General features: G+C 30.7%; 14 protein-coding genes and 1 tRNA gene. All 15 read right to left on the bottom strand.

Features of this window, described 5'->3' with window-relative positions; all coding sequences use genetic code 4:
- Window positions 1-29: 29 nt before the first annotated feature.
- Complete coding sequence (locus tag P695_RS05775; protein WP_051437394.1) at window positions 30-989, bottom strand: IS30 family transposase; 960 nt, start codon at window positions 987-989, stop codon at window positions 30-32.
- 153 nt (window positions 990-1,142) lie between these two features.
- On the bottom strand, window positions 1,143-2,546 hold the full coding sequence (locus P695_RS0105135; protein ID WP_028127127.1) for a glycoside hydrolase family 1 protein: 1,404 nt from the start codon (window positions 2,544-2,546) through the stop codon (window positions 1,143-1,145).
- A 62-nt stretch (window positions 2,547-2,608) separates the two neighbouring features.
- The gene (locus P695_RS0105130; RefSeq protein WP_028127126.1) at window positions 2,609-2,905 is read right to left on the bottom strand and encodes a hypothetical protein; all 297 of its coding nucleotides are present in this window, start codon (window positions 2,903-2,905) and stop codon (window positions 2,609-2,611) included.
- A 254-nt stretch (window positions 2,906-3,159) separates the two neighbouring features.
- Complete coding sequence (locus P695_RS0105125; protein WP_028127125.1) at window positions 3,160-3,939, bottom strand: MurR/RpiR family transcriptional regulator; 780 nt, start codon at window positions 3,937-3,939, stop codon at window positions 3,160-3,162.
- A gap of 71 nt (window positions 3,940-4,010) precedes the next feature.
- Window positions 4,011-5,834, bottom strand: a complete 1,824-nt coding sequence (gene typA, locus P695_RS0105120; protein ID WP_028127124.1) for a translational GTPase TypA — start codon at window positions 5,832-5,834, stop codon at window positions 4,011-4,013.
- Window positions 5,835-5,949: 115 nt separating this feature from the next.
- Window positions 5,950-8,271, bottom strand: a complete 2,322-nt coding sequence (locus P695_RS06245) for a BspA family leucine-rich repeat surface protein (RefSeq protein WP_051437412.1) — start codon at window positions 8,269-8,271, stop codon at window positions 5,950-5,952.
- A gap of 262 nt (window positions 8,272-8,533) precedes the next feature.
- A complete protein-coding gene (locus tag P695_RS0105110; RefSeq protein ID WP_035026645.1) occupies window positions 8,534-9,592 on the bottom strand; it encodes a S16 family serine protease in 1,059 nt (352 codons plus the stop codon).
- A 115-nt stretch (window positions 9,593-9,707) separates the two neighbouring features.
- The gene (locus P695_RS0105105; protein ID WP_028127122.1) at window positions 9,708-10,520 is read right to left on the bottom strand and encodes a hypothetical protein; all 813 of its coding nucleotides are present in this window, start codon (window positions 10,518-10,520) and stop codon (window positions 9,708-9,710) included.
- 9 nt (window positions 10,521-10,529) lie between these two features.
- Entirely contained in the window at window positions 10,530-12,332 is a 1,803-nt protein-coding gene (lepA, locus tag P695_RS0105100) for a translation elongation factor 4 (protein ID WP_028127121.1), read from the bottom strand.
- Window positions 12,333-12,343: 11 nt separating this feature from the next.
- The gene (locus P695_RS0105095) at window positions 12,344-13,267 is read right to left on the bottom strand and encodes an alpha/beta fold hydrolase (RefSeq protein ID WP_028127120.1); all 924 of its coding nucleotides are present in this window, start codon (window positions 13,265-13,267) and stop codon (window positions 12,344-12,346) included.
- A 1-nt stretch (window position 13,268) separates the two neighbouring features.
- The gene (locus P695_RS0105090) at window positions 13,269-13,892 is read right to left on the bottom strand and encodes a ribonuclease H1 domain-containing protein (RefSeq protein WP_028127119.1); all 624 of its coding nucleotides are present in this window, start codon (window positions 13,890-13,892) and stop codon (window positions 13,269-13,271) included.
- A 7-nt stretch (window positions 13,893-13,899) separates the two neighbouring features.
- Window positions 13,900-15,321: a proline--tRNA ligase gene (proS, locus tag P695_RS0105085; protein ID WP_028127118.1), complete on the bottom strand. Its 1,422-nt coding sequence runs from the start codon at window positions 15,319-15,321 to the stop codon at window positions 13,900-13,902.
- A gap of 1 nt (window position 15,322) precedes the next feature.
- Window positions 15,323-16,000, bottom strand: coding sequence for a hypothetical protein (locus tag P695_RS05765; RefSeq protein WP_051437411.1), 678 nt, complete (start codon window positions 15,998-16,000; stop codon window positions 15,323-15,325).
- Between the two features lie 338 nt (window positions 16,001-16,338).
- Window positions 16,339-16,428, bottom strand: a tRNA-Ser gene (locus tag P695_RS0105075).
- Between the two features lie 643 nt (window positions 16,429-17,071).
- The coding region (locus P695_RS06240) for a hypothetical protein (RefSeq protein WP_028127117.1) at window positions 17,072-17,254 on the bottom strand (183 nt) is incomplete at its 5' end.

Here is a 17,254-nt window from a genome sequence, read left to right as displayed (position 1 = left end):
TATAAATTAAAATTGGAAGTGCAACACTTCTAACAAAATGCTTCGTATAGTTGTTGAGCTGAATTGTAGTTCAATAATTTACGGGGCATTTTGTTTATTTGATCTAAGATACTATTAATATTATCATTTTCCAGTTTCTCAAAACTGGTTTTTTTCGGAAGTGCTCTACGTAATAATCCATTAAAGTTTTCGTTACTTCCTTTTTCACAAGAGGCATACGTGTTGCAAGCGTAAAGAGAAGCATTAATTTCCTTAGTTACTTCGTGTAATAAATTGAATTCCAGCCCATTATCTTTGGTGATACTTTTGATTTTAATTGATTCTTTTTTAATTAGTTCTCTTAGTTTTTCGTTAGTATATTTCATGGTTTTATTTTCTAATTTAATTGCAAAAGCCATTCTGGTCATTCTTTCGACTAATGTTAAGATGGATTTGCTTTTTCCAGCTCCTACCACTAAATCTATTTCGTAATGTCCAAACTCACTTCGATCATTAATGTGTTTTGGTCTGTATGTAATTGGAATGACTTCCATTTTTGACAATTCATATAAATAACGCTTATATTTATTGGTTTTTTTGAATCAATATCTTGGTCTTAGTAAGTGTTTGGGTTCAATTTTTATCGCTTTAGAATGAATTCAATTGTAGACAGTTTGAGTTGTTGGAGTTTTGATTCCCAATTGTTTAGCTTTGAAAACACAAACATCAATTCCATTAAATTTGGGTTCAAAATTTGCATATAAAAAATTCAAAAAATCTGGGAATTTATCCATTTTCGCAAGGTGTAATTTTTGCATATTCACACCAGTTGTAAATTGTGCGTCATTAGCAATATATAATGGTGTGGCTAAATTCTTTTTTAACTCTCTAGAAATTGTAGATTTGTTTCTCCCCAATTCTTTGGCTATATATGTTATTGATTTATTTAATTTGTGTAAATATTCAATAATAGTACGTTCTTTGAACGATAATTGTTTATAATTTTTCATGTGAATAATCCCTTGCTTGCTTTAATCAGTTTGAAGGGTTATTCACTTTTTATTTGCATAAAAAGAAGTGCACCCTATGAGAACATTGTCTCACAAGTGTTGCACTTCCATTTTTAATTCATATTTCATTTTGTGAAAGTTTTTTAACACCATTTATTTGATGTTTTTCCCATTAGTTTTAATCACTTCTTTATATCAATAAAATGATTTTTTAGGGTAACGTTTTAAATCTTTTAAATCTTCATCAGTACGGTTAACAAAGACAAAACCATAACGTTTTCTAATGCCTTCATGAGTTGAAACTAAATCAATAGCAGTTCATGGATTGTAACCTATTAAATCCACACCCATTGCAATGGCTTCCAACATTTGTTTTAAGTGGGCAGTGTAATAATCAATACGGTATTGGTCATCAACTTGGTTGTTAGCATCTAATTCATCATATCCACCAATGCCATTTTCAGTTAATAATAAAGGTAAATTATAACGTGATGTCATTTCTAACATTGTATTTTTAAATCCAACTGGATCAATTTCTCAATTAAATTGTGTTTTTGGCAAATTAGGATTTTGCACTTGCTCAAAAAAATCTTGCAAGCCAAATCCTGTTTGTTGATCGACTTGACCACTAAATTTAGAAACATAATTTTTGTTTGGATCAGTTTGCTTGACTGTTCCGGTTGCATAATAATTAAAGCCAATGAAATCAGGTTTTGCTAATGGGTCATTTATGATGTCCATATCACCATCTTGAATATCAATCATTGAATCAAGTTTGTTTAACATATCCATGGCAATAACGTTATATTTTCCAAATACAGGAACATCTAAGTAATATCAATTACGAATATTTGTAAAAGTAATCGCTGCTAGATTATCTTCTGGTGTGTTTGAATTTGGATAAATAGCAGTGATGTTTGGTGCTGGGCCAACTTTAGCTTTGCTCATTTGGTGAATAATTTTCATTGCTTTAGCTTGGGCTAAAAACATATGATGATTACATTGATAAATATCTTTGGTTGAACGAGGTTTTCCTCCTTCAACGGCCCCAGATGCTAATGCCATAATATTTTGTTCATTAATGGTTAATCAGTATTTAACTTTTGCACCATAATTTTCCATTAATAATTTGGTATATTTAGCAAATTCATCAATCGTGTTTCTTGATAACCAACCACCTTTTTGTTGCAAGTAATCAGGTAAATCGAAATGATACATTGTCACAATTGGTTCAATTTTGTGTTTTAATAATTCATCAATTAAGTTGTGATAAAATTCAAGTCCTTTTTGATTAGGTTGGTTTTTTTCATAACTTCAAACGCGAGTTCAAGCGATAGAAAAACGGTAACTTTTAAATCCCATTTCAACCATCATCGCCACATCTTCTTTTCAATGATGATAGTGATCTGATGCTATTTTAAAATCTGTGGTTCCTTCTGGAATATCTTTTTTAGTATCTTGAACTGATGGTTCTTTGCCATCCTCATTTCAGCCGCCTTCGATTTGGAAAGCACTTGAACTTCCGCCTCAAAGGAAGTCTTCTCTAATTTTTTTCATATTTTTCTCCTTAAAATTTAAATATTGCTTTATATTTATTTGACAAGTTAAATGTGTCTTGTTTAGTTCACTCAATTGCTTGTCTTTGTGTGTCATCAAAAGCAATATCAATTGGGTGAACTAATATTAAAGCATCTTTTATTTAAAATATTTAATTTATCATAATTAATTTCTTGAGCAATGGTTGTTAAAACTTCATTGACTTGCTGCTCTAATTTTAATTGTAATTCAATAATAATTTCTAATTGTGTTTGGTATTGATTTTCTAAATCATTTAATTGTTTTTTTAAGTTATTAATTTTTTCATCAAATTTTAATCAATTAAATTGTTTTTTAATTTTTGCTGCATTTGCTTCCATTAATTTGTTTTTTCAATATAATCCTCCACAAATAAAAAAAGCTTATATTCCATACTAAATTAAATATTTTCATTTTAATCTTACAAAAGAATCAATAATAAATAACAAAAAAACAAATTATTAAAAATACAACCTAAAATGGAAATAACTATTACAATATGAAAGTAATTGCCATGTTAAAAGCATAATTTAAAAAATACTAGTATAAACTAACACTAAAAATTTATAAATTTCATATTTTTCTGTTTTACTCACTACTTGGAAAGCACTTTGTATTGCTGGTGAATCAAAGAGAAAAGTAAATCCAATAAAATACTACGCGAATAGTATTGATTATGTGGATTACTTGATGGCATCACAAACAACTCGTTAAATGTTGTTAATTTACTTTGTTGAGATTCTGATGCAATAATAAACATGTTTTTACGTTTTTCTTCTTTTTGAACAATCGAACTTAAAACATCAACTAAAAATGCATTGTCTTGACCTGTGATTAAAGCTAAGATTGTTGCATCTTCAATTTCTTTTTTCATCGCATTGACAACATCATTAGCTCTAAAAAATGAGTAATAAACGCGAATCCCAATTGTTGTGAATAAATCACAAAGTAATTCGGCATTACGTTGGGTTTGATAAGAACTAAAAATAAATACTTTTTTGGTTTTTCTTAAATGTTTTAAAAACGAATCAATAAACTTAGCATTTTCTAGCAATGTTGCTTCGAGAAATGCGGTTCAATTACAAATGTTTTTTTCTAATTTATCATCAAGAAATTTTTCCACCAAAACTGAAGATGCATAGGTTTGCCATTCATGTTTTAAGGAAAAGACTAGTTCCCGATAACCAGTAAAACCAATTTTTTGGGAAAATTTGGTAATTGTTGAAATGCTGGTGTAAGCTTTGGAAGCTAATTCTTTTTGTGAGAAGAAGAGTTGGTGATAATAACCTTTGACAATTTGTCTTGCAATTGCTTGAGTGGTTGGATCTAATGAATCACGAGCAATAATATCTAATTTTTCTTTAATAGATTTCATAATATATTAACCTCTTGTCTATTTTACCTTATAAAAGAGGTAAAACAAAAAAGCATCTTACGATGCTTTGCTTATTTTTTGTCATTACGGTGTTGTTTACGTTCGTTTTGAGTTAATCATTTTTTACGTAAACGGATATCAACTGGGGTTACTTCAACTAGTTCATCCCATTGAATATACTCTAAAGCTTGCTCTAAAGTCATCTTTTTAAATGGGGTTAATTTAATTGAATCATCAGTTCCACTTGAACGTGTATTAGTTAATTTTTTCGCAGTTGTCGGGTTAACATCTAAATCGTTATCACGTGAATGTTGACCAACAATCATCCCTTCATAAACTTCTGTTTGTGGCCCCACAAACAGAATACCACGTTCTTCGAGATTACCAAGTGCATAAGCTAAAGTTTTTCCGTTAGCCATTGAAACCAAAACTCCATTTAAGCGTGATTCGATCTCACCTTTATATGGTTCAAAACCATTCGCACTACGAACCATAATTCCTTCACCATGAGTATCGTTAGTAAATTCTGATCTAAATCCTAATAATGAACGTAACGGAATATTGTAAGTCACTTTATCACGTACTCCATCACTATCCATATCAAGCATTAAACCTTTACGTTGGTTTAATTTATTAATCACAGTTCCTGAATATTCAACAGGAACGTTAATAATTAATTTTTCCATTGGTTCAACTAAATTACCTTGACTATCATTATGCATTACCACTTCAGGTTTAGAAATTCCTAATTCAAAACCTTCTCTGCGCATTGTTTCAATTAAAACTGATAAGTGTAATTCACCACGTCCTAAAACCTTAAATCCTTCAACAGTTGAATTTTCTAGTGGTTCGACTTTTAAACCAACGTTAACTTCTAGTTCACGTTCTAAACGTTCTTTAATATTTCTTGAAGTGACAAATTTTCCGACTTTGCCAGCAAATGGAGAAGTGTTAACTAAAAAGTTCATTGACATAGTTGGTTCTTCAATATGAATTGTATCCATCGCACGCACATTATTTGGATCAGAAATAGTATCCCCAATCACAATATCATCAATCCCAGCAAAAGTAATAATATCTCCAGCATAAGCTTCGCCAACAGCGACTCTTTTTAACCCTTGATAAACCATTAATTTTGAGATACGGGCATTTTTCACGACACCATGTCGTGAAATGGCCACAGTTTGCCCTTCTTTGATTGAACCTTCATAAATGCGGCCAATTCCTAATCGACCAATAAATGAATCATAAGCTAAAGTTGACACTTGCATTAATAAAGGTTGGTTGGCTAATTCGACTGGGTATGTTCCGACTTGGGTAACAATTGTTTCAAATAATGGGTTTAAGTTTTCGCTTGCTGTTTCCATATTAAATTGCGCAATTCCATTTTTAGCAATTCCAAATAGGGTTGGGAATTCTAATTGTTCGTCATTAGCCCCTAGTTCAATAAATAGTTCTAAAACTTCATCAACCACTTCTAAAGCACGTTGGTCTTTTTTATCAATTTTGTTAATAAACAAAATTGGTCTTAAACCTAGTTCTAAAGCTTTATGTAAGACGAATCTGGTTTGTGGCATTGGCCCTTCACTAGAATCAACAAGCAAAATAACTGTATCAACAGTTTTCATAATACGTTCCACTTCACTTGAAAAATCAGCATGGCCTGGTGTATCAACAATATTGATTTTAATATCATGATATTGGATTGATAAATTCTTTGAATAAATCGTAATTCCACGTTCTCTTTCTTGGTCATTTGAATCCATTACTTGTTCAATCATTTCTTGATTTTCTCTAAAAACACCACTTTGTTTTAGAAAAGCATCAACTAGTGTTGATTTACCAGCATCAACGTGAGCGATGACGGCAATATTAATTATTTTTTGTCTTGTCATTTTATCCCCTTTATCTTTTTAACCTATTAATTATACAAGAAAAAAGCAAATTCCTTATGAAAACAATAATGATAACGGTTTTACTTGCCTAAATTTCCTTAAAATTGATGCAAAATTATTTTTTTCATTGTGGCTGATGTTCTTTTAACCATTTACTATTAGTTGAAAAACTAGCATGGTTTATAACCTTCCCAACATTCCAATTAGAAATATTTTGATTAAAAGAAGAAGCACCGTTAAACATATAAATCATATTTTGAACTTTTCATGTATTTCAAACATCACCATTTCTTTTAATCTTTTGGTTAAAATTTCTTGCATTTTGAAACATCATTCCCATTGTAGTTACTTGAGAAACGTTTCAATTAGAAATATCACCATTAAAAGCTGTAGCATTATGAAACATCTCAAACATTGTGTCCGCCTTAGCGACATTTCAAGCATTACCATTAGTTTTTAAATCTTGATCAAATGAAGAAGCGTTTCTAAACATCCCTGACATATTTGTGACATTGGAAGTATTTCACTGAGAAATATCATCATTAAACTTATCTGCTCCACTAAATAATTCTTCCATATTAGTGATTCGAGAACTAATATGATTAGGAACTTTTTCAATTGTGCTTGGCATTTTATATGCTCGACCTTTATTATTTCAACCAACATTAGTAATTTCTTTTGTACCCCAAGGGGCTGAACCATGAGTTTTTTTCTCTCGACCACTCGGATCAATATATCATGTTTGTGAATCAACAATATCTTCTTCAGATTCATTAAAAGTTTGAATGGCAGCGGTTAAAATCGCTAATTGTCTGTCAACTTCAACTTGCTGGTCAATTGTGGGTTGGGTTTTAAAATATGCTATAGCAACTCCAATTGCTGCTCTTAATGTTTGAAATGCATTAACAGTTTTAACCCCTATTTTAATCTCTACTGCTTCTGAAATTTTGTTTTCTAATAGTTCAACATTGGCTGAACGATTTTTGGAATTATGAAAATTAACAATCGCCTCCTCTAAATTGTTGAGATGTGTTTTTACTTGCTCTTGCATATCAATTGTTGGTTTAGATTTGACGAAAGAATCGGCATCATTAATAGTTGTGGTTAAAATTTCAAATGCTTCATCTGTTTTATCACCTTGTTCAATTAATCCTGCTTCAATAATTTTTTGTTCTAACAACTCAACATCAGCTAATTGATTTTTGGAATTATTAAAATCATCAATTGCTTTGGATAAAATGGCTCAATGTTCATCAACTTCTGTTTGTTGATCGGTTGTTGGGGTAATTAACATAAAATCCTTAGCAACTTTAAGAGCATCTTGCAATATTTGAAATGCTTTATCCGTTTTATAACCTTGTTGGATATCTTGTGCTATTTGAATTGTTTGATTTAACAACTCAACATCAGCTATTCGATTTTCAGAACTATTGAAATCATCAATTGCTTTTGATAGTTCTGTAAAATGTTGATCAACTACTGTTTGTTGATCAACTGTTGGCTTTGTTGCTAAAAATTGATTTACAATTGCAATTGCTGCTTTTAAATCATCGAATGCTTGTTGAGTTTTATGACCTAATTCAAGATTGTTGGCTTGATTAATCAAATTATTTCATTTAGCAATTTCAGCTGGTCGATTATTTGAATTATTAAATGCTGTGATTGCGGCTTCTAACTTAGTGAAGTGGGTTTCAACTTGTTGTTGGTCAATTGTTGGACAGCCAATTAAAAAATCCTTAGCAATTTGAATTGCTATTTTTAAATCAGTAAATGCTTTATCTGTTTTATAACCTATTTTAATTTCATCAGCATCAAGAATTGCTTGTTCTAATTTTTGGGTTTCGGCTGGACGATTGTTTGAATTATTAAAAGTTTCGATAGCTGCTAATAAGGTTTGTGTTTGGTCATCAACTTCTGATTGTTTTTCTATTTTGGGATCAGTTAAAACATATTCTTCTGCTTTTTGAATAGCTTCATTTAAAACACTCAATGCTTCTGGTTTTTTAAAACCAAGTTCAATTTCTGATGCTTGAAAAATCACATCTTGCAAAGATGATAAATCAGCAAAATCGATGTTTCAATTATGATCCAATTGAATGCTTTTTTCATATGTGAAATCATTATTTTTTGTGCCTTCACCAATAAAAATTCAAGTCTTTGTAAAGGGTCTCATTTCTTTAACAAAAGCGTGTACTAATAATGCTTCATCATCAACAACCAGGATTCCTTCATATCTAGCATCAATTTTTGCTTGTAAATCTTCTCGCTTTCACCCTTCGTTATTTTTCGAATCTAATATTTCTTGAAGATTAGATTCAATGGATGCAATATCTTCAAGTTGTGGTTTTTTGTAAACATTTTTATAGCAAGCAACCACAGTTAAAGAAGTAGAACTAATTATTCATAAATTACTTAATAAAGATATTATTTTTCTCACTTGTAGTAAGCCCCCTTTTATCATTTATATATTGTTCGTTAATTTGCTTTTAGTATATCACTTTTTTGAAATATAAATACCCTTGGTTATTAGTCCATTTGGTAAAATGATCATTTATTGACAAAAGATATTTAGTTTTAGAATGTTATTAAATGATTATGATAAAAATATACTTCAAAGTAAACTGGGAAAAAAATAATGCTTTTTGATTAATGAATATTTATAATAGCTACTGGCAATTGTAATTTAGTAATTCTATTTTTTAAATTTGTTTTAAATAGTTCAATAAAAGGTTTCTAAAAATGTTCGTGTTCACTGTTGGTGCCGGGGTTATTTCAGCCACTTTTTCTTGAAAGACATCTTCAAAGATTTCAGAATATTGAGTTGCTTTTTTAATTTCTATCTTATTTTTTCATAATCCTTCGTCAATTTCTGCTAGTTGTTTTTCATTGGCTTTGGGAATTCAAATTTTTTTGATACCACTTTTAATTGCGGCACGAATTTTGTACGCTAATCCACCAATAGCTCCAACTGAACCATCTGCTGTAATTTCTCCAGTCATGGAAACATCTTGGGCAATTGGTCTTTTTAGAAGTGAAGAAATCATTGCTGTTGTAAAAGCTGTTCCGGCACTTGGTCCATCATATCGAGAAAATGTGGGTCAAAATTGAATATGCATGTTTGTTGTTTGCATTGTTTCTTTAGAAATACGGAATAATTCAGAGTTTGTGGCAATATATGTTCAAGCAGTTTGCAATGACTGGCACATTGTTTCCATAGCATTATCACTAATAGAAACGCGCCCACTACCTTTTGTTGGGGTAACGATAATTGTAAAAGTTTCTCCACGCGTTGGACGAATTTTTTTCCCATCAACAACTGCTAAACCATGAATAGCACCAATTTTTTGAGGAAAGATTTCTCTGACTTCAACAATTGGCACATAACCTTTTTTAACAACATTGCTTAATTCTCAAGTTTGTAAAACTGCTTCTTGTGCACCTTTGGTTGCTCTTAGTTGAACTTTAGTTTCACCAGTCGCAATTGGGGTGAAAGTAATTTTAGATTGTTCTAAATCGATTTTTAAATTATCTAAAATTTTAGGATCGCCATTTTCAAAAGGTTGTTCAACGACATTCAAGTTAGAACAACCACCTTTGGTTAATTCATCCACTTCAATGCCAATGGCAGTTTTTCTTCTTGTGTTAAGGCTGATTTGTTCGTCCACATGCTGGTTATTTGTTCACACATAAAAGAACACTCCCAAAACAGCAGATACAACAACAATACAAATAGTAAAGATACACCAAAATTTTTTCATAATTTAATTTCCATTCATTATGATATCTTTATTTTTCCTAAATGCAATCAAGTTGCCTGAATATTGGAAAATAATTAAAAAAGTGCTTTTGAGCACTTTTTTTAATCGAAATTAATTAATTTTTTGGTGGGTCAGCAATCATTTTCAACATTTCTAATCTTAGTTCTCTTTCTTCAACAATTTCATAAGATTTTGCTGAAGGTTCAACACCTAATCTTTCATCTTCATGAATCGAGAAAGTTTCAAACAATAGCAAGAGATTATAAATAATTCCTGAAGCATATAACATTCAATTAATAGTCACATTTGCTGAATCTAATTCTTGATCATCTAAAGAGATTTCTAAATTTTCTAATGATTCTAAAAAATCAGAAAAATATTCAAAAGCATCACGAGAAAGAGCAATCATTTTGTCAAAATCCTCTCAAGCAGTTAATGCTTGATTGATAATTTTGCGAATGCGGTAAAAACCACTATTAATAAATTGCGGAATTTCGGCATTTTCTAAATCTTGTTCGAACTCTTTGTAAGCTTTTTGCATTTGATTTAATAAAGTTAATTTAATCAAACGAAATGCCGCATCATCATATTGTTCTAAATGACTAATTGCTTTTGTGCTTTTAAATTCTTTGACAAATTTTAACACCACTCTTGTTAACGTGTATTGTTTTAACAACAAAACTTCTCACAAAAATTCATCTGTTTCTTCATCTTCAAAAACATTACTAGCAACAAAAGTTTCAATATTTAATTCTAAAATTTTTTTAGATAACCAAGCATCAAAAGTTTTGATGTCGTGTGTCGAGTCTCATTCTTTTAAAATTTCTTTCACTTTTAAATCACGATTGACATCAGGATTATATTTTAATAATAGTATTTCTTCTTCAATCAGGGTTTTGAGAATATCGTGATAGATAAAATTTTTCATAATTTCTCCTTAATCATCAAGTTTCAGCACTGCAATGAATGCTTCTTGGGGAACTTCCACATTCCCAATTTCTTTCATTCTTTTTTTACCTTCTTTTTGTTTTTCAAAAAGTTTTTTCTTACGGGAAATATCAGCGGCATGTAATTTTCAAATCACATCTTTACGATAAGCTTTGATCGTTTCTCGGGCCAAAATTTTATTCCCAATTGCTGCTTGAATTGGTACTTCAAAATTTTGGCGAGGAATTAATTCTTTGAGTTTTTTAGTTAAAGCTGCTCCACGATGATAAGCAAACTTGCTATTCACAATCATGGAAAAAGCATCAACCATATCCCCATTTAATAAAATATCCATTTTGACTAATTTTGATTCTTGATAACCAATTAAGTCATATTCAAAAGAAGCATAACCTTTAGAAATTGATTTAAGTTTATTAAAGAAATCAAAAATAATTTCAGCTAATGGCATATCATAAATTAACACCATGCGATTATCATCAACATATTCTAAATCTTTATAAATTCCTAGTTTGTTTTGACAGAGATTCATTAAATCACCAATATATTCTTTTGGTGTCATAATTTTGACATTGACATATGGTTCTTCAATTTTATTAATTTTTTGTGGATCAGGCATTTTAGCTGGATTATCAATTTCAATAGTCGTTCCATTAGTTAAATGCACTTTGTAAATCACCGAAGGAGCAGTTGCAATTAAAGCAAGGTTATATTCGCGTTCTAAACGTTCTTGAATCACTTCCATATGCAAAAGTCCTAAAAACCCACAACGGAAACCAAATCCTAAAGCTTGCGAAGTTTCTGGTTCATAAACTAAAGAAGAATCCGATAGTTCAATTTTCTCTAATGCTTCTTTAAAATCTTGGTACTTGTTAGTGTCCACGGGATAAATCCCACAATAAACCACTGGTTTCATTTTTTTATATCCAGCCAAAGGTTCCTTGGCTGGATTATCAGTTTTAGTAATCGTATCTCCCACATGAATATCTTTAATTGTTTTAATTGAAGCAGCAATTCAACCAACTTCTCCGGCTTCTAATTGACCTTTTTTGAAGATTTTGGGTGTTTTAATTCCCACGGCTGTCACTTCATAATTAGCATTGGTTGACATTAAGTGAATTTTATCCCCAACTTTAACTGTGCCTTCTTTGACACGAATAGACATCACAACCCCAAGGTACTTATCATAATAACTATCAAAAATTAAAGCTCGTAAAGGTTTGGTGTCATCAGCGTCTTTCGGATAAGGAATTTTAGCCACAATTGCTTCTAAAACATCTTCAACATTTAAACCAGTTTTAGCACTAATTAATGGTGCTTCACTAGTATCTAAACCAATGGCATCTTCAATTTCTTTTTTAACACGTTCAACGTCAGCACTTGGTAAATCCATTTTATTAATCACTGGAATGATTTCTAAATCATTTTCTAAAGCTAAATAAACATTTGCCAACGTTTGTGCTTCGACTCCTTGGGTGGCATCAACAACTAAAATCGCCCCTTCACAAGCTGCTAAACTACGTGAGACTTCATAACTAAAATCAACATGACCTGGTGTATCAATTAAATGAAAAACATAAGTTTCACCATCTCTCGCTTTGTACTCTAATTGCACAGAGTTCAATTTAATTGTGATTCCACGTTCACGTTCAATGTCCATCGAATCTAAAATTTGTTCTTGCATTTCACGTTTTTCTAAAGTATTGGTTAATTCTAAAATACGGTCAGCCAAAGTTGACTTTCCGTGATCAATATGTGCAATAATACTAAAGTTACGAATTTTAGATTTGTCCATGGTATCCTTTCTTAAAGATTCTGGTTAATAAATTCAACAAGATCTCGATCTACTTCTAATTTTTCTGGTTCATTTAAGATTTCGTGTCTTAAATTGGGATAAATTTTAATCTTTGACTTATATCCTAGACTAATAAATTTACTTTGCACCTTTTCAACCATTTTTCCGTAGTTACCCACAGGATCACGATCCCCAGCCACTAAAAAAATTGGTAAGTCTTGGCGCATCAGTTTAATGTGTTTTTTTTGGGCCACAAATTTCATCCCATCAGTTAAATCTTTAAATGCTGAAGTTGTAAAACAACCAGCATTTAAAGGATTGTTTTTGAATTCTAGTTGAATATCCACATCACGCGTTAATCATTCATTGCCATTAGCATTACCAATTTTGGCATAAGCTTTATTTAAGGGGGCAAATGTGGTTTTTCAAATTAATTTATCTTGACGCTTAGGTCCGAAAATTAACTGATCAATTCTTGCAATTGTACCTAATGAATTACATGCCAAAGTTGAGTGTTCCCCAGTTCCCATGACAATTAAACCATTAATTGTTTCAGAATATTTAATGGCATATGTTCTAGCCATGAAACTCCCCATGGAATGTCCCAACATAAAGATTGGTAAGTTTTGGTATTTTTTTTGGATATAATCATTAACTAATTTTTCATCATTAACAATTTTATCCCAACCATGATGGTTGGCAAAAAAACCAAAAGGTAAATGATGCAACTGGGCAGTTTTACCATGCCCACGATGATCATCGCCAACAACAACAATGCCCTTAGCATTCATCCGTTTGGCAAAATCATCATATCTTAACATATATTCACTAGCACCATGGACAAGTTGAACGATCGCAATTGGGTCTTTCACCTCACTTCATTCATAAACTTGTAATTCAGTACCATCAATCATTCTTAAACTAAACTCACGCATTTTAATCAACCTTTCTAAAAGCTTTTAAAGTAGCTTTGTTTGCTAATTGATCAGCCATTTCATTATAATAATCACCACTATGCCCTTTGACTCAAACAAAAGATAGTTTGACATCTTTTTGAATTTCTTGAGTAAAAGCTGCATATTCTTGAGTAAAAAGTAAGTTGGCTTTTCATTCACCAGTGGCTCATTTAGCGACACCAGCATAATCATGGTGAATAACTAATTCTTTAATCTTGTTGAGTTGGGCAAATTTCATTGCTTTCTTAGCACCTTCTAATTCACCAGCCACATTTCTTAATGCAGCAATTTCTTGATCATCAAATCTTTGTGACATTTTAATAACATGGTCATTTCAAAGTAACACAGTGCCATAAGAATAAGTATTGGTTAATGGATCAAAACTCCCATCAGTGTATGCCACTGCCGAATCCTTGCTTTTTACCATTATAATTTTACCATTACCCATGGTCTTTGCTTGCACAAAATCTCAAGCTTCTTGAGAAGTTTTGAATGCTTTAAAAACAGCGTTAGGAAATCCTTTCACTTGTTGCTCAGCTTCACTTCATTGTTGAAAAACTCCGGTTTTTCTTCCCACCTTAACAGCATAAAATTTGTGACTCATAAGACCTCTAATATGCTCTGGCAAAATAAACTCTTAACTCAGAATCTTTTTGGCAATTAAAACATTTTCCTTTGGTTTGTTCAACATCAAATGGAATACAACGTGAGTTAGTTGATGTTTTTTTCTTCACATCTTCTTCACAAGCAATGTCCCCACAAAATGGAACTAAAACAAAACCTTGGTTCTCATCTAATAAGTTTTGGTATTCAGCCAGAGTTTCGGCATGACTGGTGCGTTGTTCACGATTTTGTAAAGCAATCTGATAAATGTTTTGGTCATATTCTTGGATCATGTTTTTGACAACTGTTTGAACTTCATCAATTGGGACTGCCATTTTTTGACGTGTATCACGTCTTGAAATCATCACTTGGTTGTTAGCTAAATCTCTTGGTCCGACTTCAATACGAATTGGGATCCCTTTAATTTCTGCTTCAGAAATTTTAAACCCAAAAGTTTTATCACTACGATCAATCCCGACACGGTATTGATTTAATTCTTTTGCTAATTGTTCACTTGCACTTTCAACTTGGTCAGTATTTTGCACATTAATAATTTGTACTTGAATAGGAGAAATTTGGCTTGGTAAAACTAAACCTAAATCATCAGAGTGGGACATAATAATTGCCCCAATTAATCGGGTTGAAACCCCCCAACTAGTTGTATAAGCATACTCTCATTTCCCTTCATTATTTTGGAATTTAATATCATATACTTTAGTAAAGTTATTACCAAAATAGTGTGAAGTTCCCGCTTGTAGCGCTTGCCCATCGTGCATTAATGATTCAATGGTGTATGTTTCTTGTGCCCCAGCAAATTTTTCATGTTCAGTTTTTTGCCCATTAATCACAGGAATCATTAAAACATTAGTTGCAAAGTTACTATAAATTTCTAAAATTTTTAAAGTTAGTTTTTTTGCTTGTTCTGGTGAGTTATGAATTGTATGACCTTCTTGTCATAAAAATTCACTAGTTCTTAAAAATGGTCGAGTAGTTTTTTCTCAACGCATCACATTATTTCATTGGTTATACAATAAGGGTAAATCACGATATGATTTAATTTCTTTTTGTCAAAAGTTAGCCATTAACACTTCACTAGTTGGACGAATGAAAAGTTTTTCTTCTAACACTTTATCCCCGACTTGGGTGACAGTTGCCATTTCTGGGGCAAAACCTTCGACATGATCTTTTTCTTTATTAAATAAAGATTCTGGGATTAATAATGGGAAGTAGACATTTTCTACACCAATCTTTTTAAATTCCATATCCAAAATCTTTTGGATGTTTTCTCAAATGGCATAACCATAAGGTCTAAAAATAATTGTTCCTTTGACAGGACCATATTCAACTAATTTGGCATTCAGCACCACATCAGTATATCATTGTGAGAAATCTTGATCTCTTGGGGTTATTTTTTCTAATTGTTTTTTCATTTTATTCTTTTCCTTCTTCATTTCAAATTGTTTTTTGGGTGTTTAAACCACTCGGTCGAACTTGTTCAACTTTGTTTCTTTCAATTTTGACAATCCCTTCATTGCCTAAATAAACATCAATATTTAATTTTAAACTATTAATTTTCTCTTTGATAATTTTATACATATGTAAATCTTGGACTAAGAGTCAATCAAAAGCTTCAGGATAAATATTTTCTGAAACATTCACCAAGCTTTGCGCATAATCAAACAGTCAATCTTTTTGAGTTAATTCCGCTAATCTTCAGGGGTTGACGCCAACCACAGCCATTGTTTTGGGGTCAAAACCTTGGATATCGTTAGTTCATTTCCAAAAGTATGCACGTGATGAATTATCAAATTCTAAGTCAATCGATTCTTCATGTTGAAGAAATGACCAGACAAAATAATATTTATCATCTTTTAAAGTCAAGTTATTTAAAGTATGAATGCCATTTTGGACAATAAATTCTAAATTGCGTAAATCTGTATAAAACAATAGTGATTCAATATTTTTTTTAGTAATAAGATGTAAAATCTTTTTCTTTTCATTTTTATTAATTGAAAAAATATTATTAATGAAACCATCAAAAAAATGATCAGAGGCTGTTTTTTTTGCTTTACTGCTTTGCATTTCACTTTGTTTTTGTTTTTTCCTCATAATAACCTTAATTTTATATTTAATATTATACCAATCACTTCATTTAATGTATAACAAAACCTTTATAAGCTCGTATTGAGTTGATAAATAACTCGCTTTATAAAATAAAAACCATCCGAAGATGGTTTTCCATGATTAATTGATAAGACTTGGAAGGAATTTTAAAAAATTAAATTAAATTAAAAAATGTCTTATTTCGATCTTTAGTTTTCTTCTCTCTAAAAAACTAAAAAGGGTTCAATTAATACTTTGTGAGTGTATCAAATACGATAATAAAATGCAAGCATAAATTTTAAAAAAATAAAAACCAAGTATAAACTTGGTTTGTTGTATTGAACTGGCGGACCGAAAGGGATTCGAACCCTTGCGCCGAAAATCGACCTAACACCTTAGCAGGGTGCCCTCTTAACCAACTTGAGTATCGGCCCAGATACTTTTAAATTATACAAGAAATAAAAATAAAAGGTAAAGTAAAGTTGACGAAAAGCATTAAGCCTGTGTTCACCATGTGATTATGTCATGTAGTTTACGAGAAAAAGTGAAAAATTTGTAAAATTTTGTTTATATAAAGGAAATAATTAATCCTGAAATTTTTAAATTTCAGGATTAAGATTCCATAGCAATAAATAAGTATGTTTCTTGTTATTACTGATCTCCATTGGGGGAAGTTATGACAAATATAATCTTTTTTATACTAAATAAATTTATAACTATCATTTGATTTTTGAACGAATATGCAATGAGTAAATTTTTTTGTAATCTATTTTTGATATTTTATTATAAATTTCCTTTGTTAGGCATATATTGAAAATTCAATAATAATATTTAGAACTAGATGAAAAATAGAATTTTTCAAAAATATTTTAGTTTGATAACTTCTATAAATGAAATGTTTCATTTATAGAAAACAATTATAAAAAAAATGTTTCAGAAGTTATTGAACTGATAATGGTTCAATAATTTGAAAAAACATTTTATTTAATATTTTGAAATTATAATTCAAGAAAATTTAAAGTAATAACTTGATTTTGTTTCTTTAAATTATGAATCAAATTTTATTTTAAGCTTAAGCTATGCAGCAGCTGCAATAGTAATTACTTTTTGACTTGTAAGTAATTTTGAACCAGCTACATGTTTAACTGTAATTGTTTCACCAGCAACAAGTGGTGTTTTAATTCCTTCAATTGTGTAATCGGTAGTAAGCTTAGCATCTTTTGCTAATTTAACTACTTCAGTTTGAACGGCTGTTTCAAT

This window comes from Williamsoniiplasma lucivorax ATCC 49196 (genome assembly GCF_000518285.1).
Classification (GTDB): domain Bacteria; phylum Bacillota_I; class Bacilli_A; order Mycoplasmatales; family Mycoplasmataceae; genus Williamsoniiplasma; species Williamsoniiplasma lucivorax.
The sequence above is the reverse complement of the archived record's forward strand: the minus strand, read 5'-3'. Positions and strand labels throughout refer to the sequence as shown.